The sequence below is a fragment of the Arthrobacter sp. UYEF3 genome (genome assembly GCF_040546245.1).
Classification (GTDB): Bacteria; Actinomycetota; Actinomycetes; order Actinomycetales; family Micrococcaceae; genus Arthrobacter.
In genome coordinates, this window is sequence record NZ_JBEPNK010000001.1 from 208,779 (window position 1) to 222,386 (window position 13,608).

Genomic DNA, 13,608 nt, shown 5'->3' on the forward strand with positions numbered 1-13,608 from the left:
GACGGACGTACTTCAAGGTCCAAACGAGTAAAACGTGCCGCCGCCCGCAAGGGTGTCAGCCCTGGCTGGCGCTGACCGGCTCCAGCTGGAGGGCTGCGGCCGTCTCGGCCTCGAGCCGGGCGGCAAGGTCCGGGTTCTCATTGAGCTTCACGCCGTAGCCGGGCATCATCTCCTTGAGCTTGGACTGCCAGCCCTTGAAGTCCTTCGGGAACGACTTCTGCAGCAGCTCGATCATGATCGGCACCGCGGTGGACGCGCCCGGGGACGCGCCCAGCAGGGCGCCGATCGTGCCGTCGCGGCCTGCGATGACCTCGGTGCCGAACTGCAGCACGCCGCCCTTCTTCGGGTCCTTCTTGATGATCTGTACACGTTGGCCGGCCGCGATCAGTTCCCAGTCGCCGTCTTTGGCTTCCGGGTAGTACTCACGCAGGGCCTCCACCTTGGCGCCGTGCCGCTTGGCGACCTCCTTGACCAGGTAGGCGGTCAGGTCCATGTTGTCCTTGGCTACAGCCAGCATCGGGATGATGTTGGAGGCCCGGATGGACAGCGGCAGGTCCAGGTAGGAGCCGTTCTTCAGGAAGTTGGTGGAGAAACCGGCGTATGGGCCGAACAGGAGTGAGCGCTTGCCGTTGACGTACCGGGTGTCCAGGTGCGGCACGGACATCGGCGGGGCACCCACCGAGGCCTGGCCATAGACCTTTGCGCTGTGCTGGGCAGCGAGAGTCTCGTCCGTGCAGCGGAAGAACTGGCCGGAAACCGGGAAGCCGCCGTAGCCCTTGCTTTCCGGAATGCCGGAGGCCTGCAGCAGGTGAAGCGCCCCGCCGCCGGCGCCGACGAAAACGAACTTGGCGTGGATTGAGCCGCGCTCACCGGAGCTAGGGTGCTTGAGCGCAAGGTCCCAGCCGCCGTCGGAGGCCTTGGAAATACCGGTTACGTCGTGGCCGTAGTTGATTTCCACACCGTTGTTGCCGAGGTAACCGTTCAGCTCGCGGGTCAACGCACCGAAGTCGATGTCGGTGCCCTCGGCGGCGCGGGTCGCCGCGACGTGCTGCTGCGGGTTGCGGCCCTTGACGATCAGCGGCGCCCACTTGGCGATCTGGGCGTGGTCCTCGGAGAACTCCATCGACCGGAACAGCGGATTTGGCTTGAGCGCCTCGAAGCGGGTCCGCAAGAACTTGGTGTTGGCGTCGCCGACCACGAAGCTCATGTGCGGCACCGTGTTGATGAAGCCTTTGGGCGAGCCAATCAGGGAATTGGTAACCAGGTGGGACCAGAACTGGCGGGACAGCTGAAACTGCTCGTTGATGTGCAGGGCCTTTGCCGGGTCCACCGAGCCGTCTTGGGCGGCGGGGGAGTAGTTGAGCTCACACAGGGCGGCGTGTCCGGTGCCGGCGTTGTTCCAGGGGTCGGAGCTTTCCAGGCCGGGTTGGTCCAGCCGCTCGAACAGCGAAATGGTCCAGTTTGGCTCGAGCTGCTTCAGGAAGGCGCCCAGCGTGGCGCTCATGATGCCGCCGCCAATCAGGACGACGTCGGCATGTTGGGTCTTGGAAATGAAAGTCACAATCAGTCTCCGATAGCAGCGGCTCTGGCTGTCACAGAATATCCCCGCACGGCCCACTAACTGAAATTGGGCCCTGCCGTCAAGGCTTTAGCACGACCTTGGTGAAAACTTCATTCAGGACCGGTGACGCCGGGTATTTCAGCACCCGGTCGGACAGTGCCAGCGCCGAGATCGGGAACGCGATCGGGACGGCGGGCACCGTCGCGGCGATCTGGGCATTGATGGTCTGGTACTGGTCAGTGCGTTCCTTGCCGTCTGGCAGGCCCCGGGCGCGGGCGATCTTGGAAAACACCTGCGGGTCCTGGTAATTGAACTCGCCGTTGTTCTGGCCGAAGAGCGGGCCAACGAAATTGTCCGGATCCGAATAGGAGCCGTTCCAGCCGAGCAGGTGCAGGGCGTGGTCCCCCGGTGAGGTGACCTTCTGCAGGTAGCCGTCGGCCCAGTCCACCGGCACAGGTTTGATGTTGAGTCCGACGGCGGTCAGTTGGCGGCTGATCTCGGCGTAGATCTTTTCCGGGGTCGGTAGGTATGGCCGATCAACGTTCAGCGGGTAATAGAACTTCAACTCTTCGCCCTTGTAGCCGGCCTCAACGAGGAGTGCCTTGGCCTTGGCCGGGTCGTATCCTAGCGAGGGGGCGTTGTTGTTGAAGCCGCTCAACTTCGGCGGGACGAACTGCGAGGCGGCCGAGGTGTTGTCAATAAAGAACTTGCGGATCAGGGTGTCCTTGTCCAGGGCCATCTCGATCGCCTGGCGGACCTTCAAGTTCTGCAGCACCGGCACTGCCTGGTTCATGCCCAGGTACATCACGGAGAATGGATCGCGCTGGATGATTTGTTTGCCGCGCTTGACCAGCTGGTCGAAGTTGCCGACGGTGACGGAGTCGTAGGCGTCAATCTTGCCGTCCAGCAGGGCCTGCATCCGGGTCTGCGGGTGATCGAAGCTGATGAAATTGATCGTTCCGATCTGGCCCTTATCGCCCCAATAACCCGCGTTGCTGTTCAGCGTGACGGTGTTGTTGTCCCACGAGCCGAAGACGTAGGGGCCGGTGCCGACCGGGTGCAGCGCGTAGGCGGACACAGGCTGGCCCTCGCGGTTCTGGTTTAGTACGTCGGCGGACCGGCCGGCGAGTGCCTGCGGCGAAGAGATCGCGAACGCCGGCAGGGTGAGGGCCTGGAGGAAGCCCGTGAACGGCTCGGTGAGATCGATCTTGACGCTGTCCGCCGCCAGCGCTGTGCAGCCCTTGTAGACGGAGAGCGAGGCCTGGTCCGCGTGGGCCCTGAATGCGGACTTGAAGGTGGTGCCCGGCGCCTGCTTGCGGAGCGCCTCGGGGAAGTTGAACCAGCGGTTGAAATTGGTGCACACCGCCGCCGCGTCGAAGACCGTTCCGTCATGGAACTTCACGTTATCGCGGAGCTTGAAGGTGTAGGCGCGGCCGTCGTCACTGCCGTTCCATTCAGTGGCCAGCATGGGGGTGGGCTTGCCGCTGGTCTCGTCGACGCCGACCAGGCCTTCGAGTACCTGGCGGGTGACGCGGTAAGAGTCGGCGTCGGACACTAGGGCGGGGTCCAGGCCGAGGGGCCGGGACGCCGTGCCGAAATTGAATGTGGCGGTGGGGCCGGCAGTGGACGCGCTGGCGCTGCCGCTGGCTGACGACTGCGCCGGGGCGGGTGTTCCGGTGCATGCGCCGAGCGGAAGCAGGAGCAGGACCGCCCCGAAGCCTGCCGCGATCCGGCGCAAGGCCCTGCTGGGGCAGGTACGGGTCGGCGCGGGACTGCTTGGCACTCGGGAATCACCTCTGGGAACTGTAAAGCCGCCGGCTGCGGAACAGCCCAGTCTAGTAGACCGGATTGTGGATTCCCGGCGGGGCGCCCAGTTGGGTGCCTGCTCCCCAGGCCGGTGGTGGGCGCCTGTGACTGTTACATAGCCTTGATCCACCGACGCGGATCGGGATCCTGACCGCGGTTTAACCCGGGAATGCCTGTCTTTTCAGGGCCGGCGAAGGCCCCGGCGGTGGAGAATGAGGACGCCGTAGCCGTAAAGCCTCAGCAGGATCAGGACGATCGTCGGCAGGAGGGGAACGTGCTGGGGGGTGCCAGGCGAGAACACGCGCCAGTGTCACGGCTGGGCCGGCATCCGCATCGGCCCGCTCATCATGACGCCCGGATCGCCGTCCCCGGGGTCGGCAAGCCGGCCAGCAGCGCCACGCCTAGATCCCCAGGATGAGGGTCTCGTCCGGGGACGGCTCGCCAGCGGCCCGGGCGAATATTTCAAATCCCGCCTGTACGGCGTCCAGGTCCGTGGCGGAGAGCTTCTCCAGCACCTCGGTGATCTCCCGTCTGCGCGCGCTAGTGACTTCGGCGTACACCCGTTCCCCGACCTCCGTCAGGGCGATGATGACTTCGCGGCGGCTGTCGGGGCTGGCGGAGCGCGCGATCAGCCCGCCGGTGACCATCCGGTCCGCGAAGCGGCTGAAGCTGGATTGGTTCGCCCCGAGGTGGAGGGCGAGTTCGCCCATGCGCTGAGGGCCGAAATTGGAGAGCACCACGAGGACCCGGAACTGGGGGAGCGTGACGGTGTCCATTACCGGGGCCAGTGACCGGGCGATGACGCCCAGGAGGGCGCGGGAAGCAATGAGGGTGCCCTCGAGCGCGGCGTCGCTGTGTTGCCCGGTCCAGGGTTTCACGCCTCGCCCGCCCAGGAAAGAGAACTACGAAAATTCATACTTGCTATAGTACATATATTGCGAAAGATCATGCATTGGGGGGTGGGCCGGCCGGTCTCCCTCCGATTCAGCTTGAACCCGGGGGCCGCCAAGACGGCACCGGAAACAACATTCCCGACAGCTAAGGATCTTCATCGTGGCTCATGCCCGGACTGCCCTGGGGCGGCTTCTTCTCTTTCTCGTTGTCGGCGCCGTGTGCGGTGTGATGGTGGCGGGGCTAATGATTCCGGCCGCCGCGGTTGCCGGTTCGGCGGCAGGGCTCTCAGCTGACCTCGTGGGCCGCCTGCCCGATGAGTTGAAGATCGGCACGCCCGCCCAGGCCACCACTGTCCTCGCCAATGACGGATCCGTCATCGCCACCTTTTTCAGCCAGAACCGGGACAGCGTAGCCCTGGACCAGATGTCGCCCTACATCCGGGATGGCATCGTCGCGATCGAGGACGCCCGGTTCTACGAGCATGGTGGTATCGATCCGACCGGGATTCTCAGGGCGTTGGCGGCCACCGCGGGAGGCGGACGACAGGGTGCCTCGACCATCACCCAGCAGTACGTGAACAATGTCATTATCCAGTCCCACATCGCCGCGGGACGCCCGGATCTGGTCAAACTCGGCGCGGCGAAGACGGTCGGGGATAAAATCCGGGAAATGAAGCTGGCTATCGCGCTGGAAAAAACGTACTCCAAAGATCAGATCCTCCGGGGTTACCTGAATATCATCTATTTCAACAACAACGTCTACGGGATTCAGGCGGCCGCGGAGTATTACTTTGGTGCGCTGGCCAAAGACCTCAGCCTGCCCCAAGCCGCCACCCTCGCCGGTATCATCAACAATCCGGCCTTCTACGATCCCGTCACCGAACCGGACCATGCAGTCGCACGGCGGAACCTGGTGCTGGACAAAATGCAGGAACAGGGGAAAATCTCGGCGGCAGCACATGACAACGCCGTCAAGAGCCCGATCGGGCTGAATGTCCATCCCGCCCGGCAGGGGTGCACAGCCGCCGCCATGGCCCCGTATTTCTGTGACTACGTTCAGCGGCTGGTTCTTAACGATCCGGCCTACGGCGCCGATGAGAGCGCGCGGCGCGGTTTCCTCTACCGCGGCGGGCTGACAATCAGGACCACCCTGGACCCCAAGCTGCAGCAGGTGGCCCAGGACCAAGTCAACGCCACCATCGCGGGGACTGACCCCCTGCAGCGCGGAGCCGAACTGGTCAGCATCGAACCAGGCACCGGCAAGATCCTGACCATGGCCCAGAACACTGCCTACAATCCGGCGGACGCCCCGGGAAACTACATGGGCAACTTCGCGCTTCCCGCATCCGACACCCACGGCCAACCACTGGACGGGGCCGGCGGGTTCCAAGTCGGATCCACTATCAAACCGTTCATCTTCGCCCAATGGCTCAACGCCGGAAAATCCATGAACACCATCCTCAACGGGGCCGCCCGGGACTACCCGCCGGGGTTCCCATGGCGGAACTCATGCGGGACAACCACGGGATCCTATGATCCGGCGGCCGGGACACACCTGCTGCCCAACGACGACCCGCACCACTACTACCCGATGACCGTGCTCCAGGGCCTGTATCAGTCGATCAATACGATTACATTCCAGTCCGCCAGCCGGCTGGACCTGTGCGACGTGCAGAGAATGACTACGGCCGCCGGAATAGCGGACGGACACACCAACGAGGCCTACAACTTCTCGAACATTTCCAACCTGATCGGCTCCGTCGACGTCGCCCCGCTGACCATGGCCAACGCGTTCGCGACCTTTGCCAGCGGAGGAGTCTACTGCGCCCCGACGGCGCTTACATCCATCGCCGACAGCGGTGGAAAGGCGCTTCCGGTTCCGGGATCGGACTGCCACCAGAGCATCGACCCCGGAGTCGCCGCCGGGGTGACGTACGCGCTCAAGGACGTCCTGAAAAAAGGATCCGGCTACAACATCCCCGTCGACAAGAGCAGCTACGACATCTTCGCCAAAACCGGTACCACCGACGGGAACACCATGACCTGGACCGTTGGCGCCACCGCAGGCATCGCCACCGCATCCTGGTTCGGCAGCTACAAAGGCACCGGCCCGCGATGGGTCAACCAGAACATCACCATCAACGGTCGCTACTACGCAGGCGTCGACGGCGCCGACCTCGCAGGCGGCCAATGGGGACGCTTCATGGACGCGGCCGCCCCCCAATTCAAAACCAACGCATTCCCGCAACCGCCGGCAGCCATGCTCGGCCGGACCCGATGAATACCAAAGGCAATCTCGCTGACAATGCTGATCGGGGGCGCGGTCAGCCGCCTAACCTAACCCACGGGTACGGCGTGTCCGGTCCGCAGACCTAGCGGGGGTGACTGCAGCCGGAATCCGTTGTGGAGGGCGGACTGTGCCGCGTACCATCCGCACAGGCTGTGGACTGAGGGGCCCGGCGGGTCTGCAGGTCCGGCCGCCGAGAGATCCAGCAGTATCGCTTTCACTCCGGAACGCGGCAGGGAGGAACGCGAAGACGACGGCGCCGGGACTGACGGCAGCCGGCCCGGCGTTGGTACTTCGTCCGGGCTATTCGGATCGCTCGGCCCTCCGACTGTGGGTGGCAGTCGGCGCCACAACGGCCCGCACGGCCTCGGCCGCAATGCGGGGTACGCCGAATGACGTCATCACCTGTCACCCGTGCTATCCGGACCGGGAACTCCTGCCCGGCGGCACAAAGGCGAATCGCCTGACTGAGTCGGTCCCGCCCCGAAATCAGCGCCGCTAACTCAGGCGGCACCCGGGGTCGGACCCGTGGCGGAGCGCTATCTATGTGACCGATAAATGACACCCCTGCGGAAATCCTGAGCGCTGGACATCCCGCGAGGAATGAGTCAAGAATGAGCCGGCGGGTGTCGGCGAAACTCCCTGTGCTCCCGGTCGGGCTCATTAGCCCGGCGGATCAGATCGATGGAGGCGGGACATGAAGGCTGTGATTGTCGGGGCGGGCATTGCGGGCCTCGTCGCGGCCCGCCAGCTCGGTTTGGCCGGCTGGGACATCGAGGTCCTCGAGAAATCGGCCGCTCCGCGCCCCGATGGCTACATGATGGACTTCTTTGGTCCGGGAGTGGAAGCGGCGGAGCGGATCGGCCTCTACCCGCGGCTCGCCGCGGTGGCCTACCACGTCGAGGCCGCCGAATACGTCGATGCAACAGGACACCCGACCTCCAGCATCGATTACGAACAGTTCGCCCGGCTTGCCGGCGGGAAGGTCCTGAGCCTGCTGCGCCCCGACATGGAACGCGCCGCCCTCGCTGCGCTCGACGACGTGGCCTCCGGCAGGGTGCGAATCCGTTACGGGGCGGCGGTTTCCCGGGCGTGGAGCGGTGACGACGGCGTGCAGGTCGTCGTCGGTGGCCAGCACGCCGTCACGCTCGGCGCGGACGTCCTCGTCGGCGCCGATGGCGTCCATTCCGGTGTACGAGCCCACGTCTTCGGCCCCGAAGAGGGCTACCTGCGCCCCTTGGGCATGCGTGCCGCCGCGTTCATTGTGACCGAACCGATCCTGAATGCCCGCTTCCGGAACCGGTTCGTCCTCACCGACAGCATCGACCGGATGGCGGGGCTCTACAGCCTCCGCTCGGGCGAGGTGGCGGCATTCATGGTCTACCGGGATGCCACAGACGCGGCAGGGCACCAGCGCTCAGGGAGTCCGAGGGAGCGGCTGCGCCGTGAGTTCGCCGGCCTCGGGAACGCCGTCGACCGGCTGCTGGAGCTGTGCCCCGAGCATCCGTACGACGATGTCGTCGCACAGATTGTTATGCCGGGCTGGCAGAAGGGGCGGACCGTTCTCGTGGGGGACGCCTGCGGGGCCGTGTCGCTACTCGCGGGTCAGGGCGGCTCGCTCGCCATCGCCGGTGCCGCTTTGCTGGGGGACGTCCTGGGACCCGTGGCGTCATCTGACGGGATCAGCGCAGCCCTCGCCGAATTTGAGCGACGCTGGAAACCGGTAGTAGAGGAGGCGCAGGCCGCCGGGAGGCGCACCGCGTCGTCGTTCCTCCCCGCAAATCGGACCCAGCGTCTCCTGCGCCGCTGGATCATACGGGCCACCCATCTGCCAGGAATCGACCGGTTCGTGGCCCGCCAGATCGTGGGCAGAATCGCCAAATAGGCCGCGCGACCGGCAGCGGTCGTCCAGAAGAGCGTCGGGAATCGGCCGAGAGCTGCCCTAGTTTCCCGCGGAGCTGGAATGCTCCGCGCCGCGGTGGAGGCCAGTATCGCGCCTCAGCACAACCCGCCCTGCCGTTACTGCTCCGGAACCAAGTTGGGGAACATGCGCCGCTGCGCATTCGTTGCACTCGGGACGACTAACGCAGGATAAGTCCCTTGAGGCACTAAAGTCCGCCAACACCCCTGACGCGCTCAGCGTGGTCCGGGAACTCGACGCACCCGATGGTGCTGACGCTCCCCGCGTTCCGGGCGGAGAAATCGTAACTGAGGAACTCACCGTTCAGGTCGTCCCCCAAGCCGCGGACGAATTTACGTGTCACTCCTGCTTCCTGGTCCGGCACCGCTCCCAAATGGCCCGGGAACACGACGGTCACCAATATTGCCAGGAATGCGAAGGCTAACCGCCCCGTTCGGCGCTCTAGCACCGAACCTCACACCATGCCGGAGCCGGCCGCTTCCTGCAGATGCGACCGGAGAGCAGACCCATCGCCGAGTTTGCTCTTGGGATTGACGCTGATGGTCCCGTTCGTTTCAAGCACCACCGCTGCCATGTCGGCGAGGTCGCCGGGTCCGGTGCCACGCGCCGCTTGCAGTGACCCGGAGAGTATCCGCCCAGGAATCAAACCACGTATGCTCCATGCTCCTTCGATACGGTAGGCGGCCGATATCAGGGACAGGGGAAGGCCACTGACAGTACGCTGGGTATGTCCGGTTCGGTTAGCTTCAAGCCAAAGGGCAGCGGGCAGGGAAGCTGAATCGCCCATCGAAAGCTGGCCTTCGAGCAGGAAGAGCAGGACCTTATGACTGGAGTGACTTCACTACAGGCGGACCGCTGCTGATGAACGAGCGGGCCGCACACTGGCTGGACGCGCTGCGGACCCAGTTATGGCCTCTCCCGGCGTTGGCGGTTGCCCTCGCCGTGGTGCTGGGTGTGGTGTTGCCTGCTCTGGATTCCGCTGTCGACGGTCAACTGCCTAAGAATGTCAGTGTATTTCTCTTCAGCGGAGGCCCTGCAGCGGCCAGATCGGTCCTTCAAGCCATCTCGGGGTCCCTGATCACGGTGACGTCTCTGACCTTCTCGCTCACCGTGGTCACACTGCAGCTGGCCAGCAGCCAATTCTCGCCGCGGCTGCTGCGGACCTTCACTTCCGACCGCTTCGTGCACGGAACGCTGGCCCTCTTTCTGGCATCCTTCGCCTTCGCGCTGACCGTCCTGCGCAGCGTCCGCGACGAAACCAACGGAAACACCGCCTTCGTACCGGAGATTTCAGTCACCCTCGCGTTCGCCCTTGCCATAGCCAGCGTCGTCGGGCTGGTGCTCTTCCTGGCGCATCTCACCCGGGAAATCCGGGTGGAAACCATGATGCGCAAAGTCAACGTGGAAACCCGGGAAACCATTGACCGGGTTTTTCCCGGGGACCGGCCCGCACGCGGGCCAGAACCCGTCCCGGCGTCCGGCGCCTTCCTCATCAAATCCATCTCCTCGGGTTTCCTGACCTCGCTGGATAAAGGCGCACTCCTGAAGGCAGCGAAAGAATCCGGTGCCGTGGTACGGATAGACCGGGAACCGGGCAGCTCCCTCGTGCAGGACGTTCCTTTCGCTACCGCCTGGCCAGCCGAACCGGGAAGAATATTAGGACACGAGGCCCGCGAGAAGCTGGCCAAAGATGTCAATGCCGCTGTCTCTACAGGGTATGAACGCACCAACGTCCAGGACGTCGGGTTCGGGTTCCGGCAACTGGTTGATGTCGCCGCGCGGGCACTCTCGCCGGGCATCAACGACCCCACCACGGCAGTGCACGTCATCGGGCACCTCTCGGCCCTGCTGTGCCGGCTGGCGGGAAGGAACCCCGGCCGGGAGCACGTGACCGACGACGACGGGCGCGTCAGGGTGGTGCTGTCACATCCCACACTCCAGGACCTGCTCGACATGGCGATGAACCAGCCCCGGCAATACGGCGCCGCGGACGCGGCCGTCGCGCGCCGCCTCCTGGGGCTCCTTCACGAACTAGCATGGTGCGACCCGAAGGGCCACTACCGGACGGAGATCCAGGACCACCTGGGCCGCATGCGCAACGCCATCGGCGCCGGGGATTACTCAGGCCCCGAACGAAAAAACCTACTGGACACGGCCGACTCCATAGGAAAAAAGATAAGCTCGTAGACGTGTCCAACAGGAAGTGGGGACGGCTGCGCTGAGTTGGCCTTCGCTGCCTCGTTTCGCTGCGAAGCGCTTTCGTGCGTTTCCTCGCGGCGTTTCTGCTCCCGGGGCCGCCTCGTACACCCACGGCAGCCGGTATGCCAGCGTTAGACACAGCCCCTTTCACTCAGTGAGCCCAATCGCCCGGCCCGGGTGAGATGCGGTCGTCGGCTTCTCTGGCTGTCCGCGTGACCGGGCCACCACCCTTGCCGGAGCCCGGGCCGGCACCTCCGGCGACCCCACCACCGCGCTACGCGGCTACGAATCGCACCAACCGCAAAGCGGGCCAACTCCGGCCAGGGCGGCCACGTCTTGGCCGCCGCGCTGCTCGTCCCCGCGACCCGAACCGGCCTCACTGCCCGCAACCTCACGGCCCAACCTCTGCCGCAACGAGCACCGAAACCAGCGCGGTCGCCACCAACTGGAAACTCCCGCAAAGGCGCCCCGGCTGGCCGCAGGAGAAAGTTGTCCGAGCCGAGGCGACGGGTCTGAATTTGTCGCCCGGACGTGACCCAGCCCGCGTCTTCTGCGCGGCGCCAGCGCTGGGACTTACCCGGCAGAGGACGCAGGCCCGCGGGGGGAGTACCCTGTGAATATCCGTCCGGCACGGACGGACGCCTTCGGTGTTAGGGGATGAAAATCGTGGCTGCTGATCCAGCGCCGGGTCCAGCAACCGGGCCGAACCCCGCCTCGCGTCCGGTCAACAAACCTGCCCCTTCCAAGCCAAAAAGCCCTCCCGAGAAACCATCCCAACATAGGGAGGTGCCCACGGACGTGACGCGGGCGGGGATGATCTGGGTTGCCGTCAGTGCGGGTCTAGTCCTTCTGGTGTTGCTGATCATTTTCATCCTGCAGAACCAGGATCGCGTGACCGTGTACTATTTCGGCGCGGCGGGGGAGCTTTCCCTGGGCATGGCGCTGTTCATCGCGGCAGTGGCGGGCGGGATCCTCGTCGCGATCGCCGGGGCAGCGCGGATCCTCCAGTTGAGGAAGCAACGACGCCACCCGCCCGCCGGGCCTCCGGCCGCCCCGGCGAACGGCACACTGCCGGGGCCCGCCACCACTGGCCGACACGAACCAACCCCCGGGCAGTGATTCCGCTGCGCTAGTCGGGACAGCGCTCAACTTCCTGAGCCGCCGAGCGGGCCTTGGTCAGCAAGAGCGCATAGGGGATCGCTGCGCTCGGACAGCACAAGCATTTCTTGACCCTTTTTGTTGCTGTCCGCCGGATCTTACGTGCCTACTCCACCGGCTCTGCCGTCCTGCGGTCGTCGTTCGACGTGCCGAAGCTGTTGGAAGTACCCGTCTGCCCTGAGAATGGTCAGCCAGACCCGCCAGACGTGGGCGACCGGATCCCCGACGAGGATAGATGGAAAGTATAGACAGATGTCGCATGGCCGCCCGAGCGCCCGGCGCTAGGGAGTTGGGGTGGAGGGGAGGTGGCGTCCAGGCCTCGACCGCCCACCCGGGATGCGAACAGACCTGAAAAATTCATGGTTTTGGGGCCCGACCCGGGTATCACCCGCTCCAGCCTCTACCGTTACCCACCGCCCCGTCCGCTGGAGGCGCTGACCCCAGGACCAAGGTCTGAAGAAGCCGTAGGTTTATGAGATCGCTCGAGGTGGCGGCTACGGGTCCGTAGGCGTGTCTTGAGTGTCCCTCAAGGTGGCTGCTACGCGGTTGCTTTCTATCTCGAACCGGGCCATTAGCCGCACCAGGTCGCTGCGGTCCTCGGCGCTCCAGCCTTCCAGCAGCTCATCGATGAGGGAATTTCCTGCATGCTGCAGTGCCTCTCCTGCCCGCTGCCCGGCCTCGGTGAGCAGGATCAGTGAGGCCCGTGAATCCAGCGGGTCCCCGGAACGACCAACGAGTCCGGCCTGTTGAAGGCGCGCGGTGATTTTGGAGATGTTGGAGGCTCCTGTGACCATCCGCTCGGCCAGTGCCGAGGGCCGCTGAGCTCCGGAATTGTTCAGGATGGTGAGCAGTGTCAGGGCCGCCGGGTCCAGCGCTACGCCCTCGCGCGCGGCGACAGCGGTGGTGAAGTCCGGTGCCGTCCATTGCGCCAATATCCCGTTCAGAACCTCGATAAGCGCCGTATTCTGCTCCACTGCCGCCAAGGCTAGGCCTCCGTTCCGCCGTCGACGCGCAGCACGACGCCGGTGATGAAGGCCGCCTGGTCCGACAGCAGGAAGGCAGTTGCGTTGGCGATGTCCTCCGGCTTTCCCAGGCGTTTCATCGGGATCTCTGCGGCGTATCCGGCCTTGGCCTTGGCAGGCAGGGAAGCCAGCGCAGCGGTTTCAATGGCACCGGGCGCCACCGCGTTGACGCGGATGCCCAGTGCCGCGTTTTCCTTGGCCACGCTGCGGGTCAGGGAAACCACCCCGTGCTTTGCCGCTCCATAGGGAGTCAGTTGGGGTGTGGCACTGATGCCTGCCAGCGAGGCGATGTTGACGATCGAACCGCGTCCCTGCTCCAGGAAGTGGGCGATCTGTGTCTGCATGGCCAGAAAGGTGCCGCGCAGGGTCACGTTGATGGTGCGGTCCCAGTCCGCGGCGGTGATCTCCTGAACGGGCTTCGGCATGGCCCCGACACCTGCGTTGTTCACAGCCATGTCCAAGCGGCCGAAGCTCTCGATCGCGAAAGGAACCAGGGCATTGACCTCTTCCGCTTCGGCGACGTTGGCATGCTTGTAGGCGGCCCGTCCGCCTGCGCCCTCGATGAGCGAAACGGTTCCGGCGCCGGCCTCGTCGTCGACGTCCGAAACGATGACCGAGGCACCCTCGGCGGCCAGTCTTAAGGCAATCGCGCGGCCGATGCCGGCACCGGCCGCGGTGACAAGTGCAACCTGGTTTTCAAAAAGCATGGGAAGGTCTCCTCCTTGGATCATATACTGTCGTACGGACAGTATATGCCCAGA

Annotated in this window: 10 protein-coding genes; 5 read left to right on the forward strand and 5 right to left on the reverse strand. The window is 64.9% G+C overall.

Annotated features, from left to right (window positions below):
* Positions 1-55: 55 nt before the first annotated feature.
* The 3 genes from ABIB14_RS00935 to ABIB14_RS00945 all read right to left on the reverse strand — a co-directional run bounded on the left by ABIB14_RS00935 (position 56) and on the right by ABIB14_RS00945 (position 4,245).
* Entirely contained in the window at positions 56-1,561 is a 1,506-nt protein-coding gene (locus ABIB14_RS00935; protein ID WP_354233401.1) for a malate:quinone oxidoreductase, read from the reverse strand.
* A 79-nt stretch (positions 1,562-1,640) separates the two neighbouring features.
* Complete coding sequence (locus tag ABIB14_RS00940; RefSeq protein WP_354233545.1) at positions 1,641-3,299, reverse strand: ABC transporter substrate-binding protein; 1,659 nt, start codon at positions 3,297-3,299, stop codon at positions 1,641-1,643.
* A 469-nt stretch (positions 3,300-3,768) separates the two neighbouring features.
* The gene (locus ABIB14_RS00945) at positions 3,769-4,245 is read right to left on the reverse strand and encodes a MarR family winged helix-turn-helix transcriptional regulator (RefSeq protein WP_354233403.1); all 477 of its coding nucleotides are present in this window, start codon (positions 4,243-4,245) and stop codon (positions 3,769-3,771) included.
* A gap of 175 nt (positions 4,246-4,420) precedes the next feature.
* On the opposite strand from ABIB14_RS00945, the gene ABIB14_RS00950 reads away from it, so the two are divergent.
* The 5 genes from ABIB14_RS00950 to ABIB14_RS00970 all read left to right on the forward strand — a co-directional run bounded on the left by ABIB14_RS00950 (position 4,421) and on the right by ABIB14_RS00970 (position 11,786).
* On the forward strand, positions 4,421-6,541 hold the full coding sequence (locus ABIB14_RS00950; protein ID WP_354233404.1) for a transglycosylase domain-containing protein: 2,121 nt from the start codon (positions 4,421-4,423) through the stop codon (positions 6,539-6,541).
* A 703-nt stretch (positions 6,542-7,244) separates the two neighbouring features.
* Complete coding sequence (locus ABIB14_RS00955; protein WP_354233405.1) at positions 7,245-8,432, forward strand: FAD-dependent monooxygenase; 1,188 nt, start codon at positions 7,245-7,247, stop codon at positions 8,430-8,432.
* A gap of 181 nt (positions 8,433-8,613) precedes the next feature.
* Positions 8,614-8,892, forward strand: coding sequence for a DUF4193 family protein (locus tag ABIB14_RS00960; RefSeq protein WP_354233406.1), 279 nt, complete (start codon positions 8,614-8,616; stop codon positions 8,890-8,892).
* Between the two features lie 437 nt (positions 8,893-9,329).
* Positions 9,330-10,655 carry a DUF2254 domain-containing protein gene (locus ABIB14_RS00965; protein ID WP_354233407.1) on the forward strand — a complete coding sequence of 442 codons (1,326 nt, stop codon included), beginning with the start codon at positions 9,330-9,332 and terminating at the stop codon, positions 10,653-10,655.
* A gap of 798 nt (positions 10,656-11,453) precedes the next feature.
* The gene (locus ABIB14_RS00970; RefSeq protein ID WP_502909572.1) at positions 11,454-11,786 is read left to right on the forward strand and encodes a LapA family protein; all 333 of its coding nucleotides are present in this window, start codon (positions 11,454-11,456) and stop codon (positions 11,784-11,786) included.
* A 533-nt stretch (positions 11,787-12,319) separates the two neighbouring features.
* Here the strand turns inward: ABIB14_RS00970 and ABIB14_RS00975 are convergent.
* The gene (locus ABIB14_RS00975) at positions 12,320-12,799 is read right to left on the reverse strand and encodes a MarR family winged helix-turn-helix transcriptional regulator (protein WP_354233410.1); all 480 of its coding nucleotides are present in this window, start codon (positions 12,797-12,799) and stop codon (positions 12,320-12,322) included.
* Between the two features lie 11 nt (positions 12,800-12,810).
* On the reverse strand, positions 12,811-13,554 hold the full coding sequence (locus ABIB14_RS00980; protein ID WP_354233411.1) for an SDR family NAD(P)-dependent oxidoreductase: 744 nt from the start codon (positions 13,552-13,554) through the stop codon (positions 12,811-12,813).
* Between the last annotated feature and the right edge of the window lie 54 nt (positions 13,555-13,608).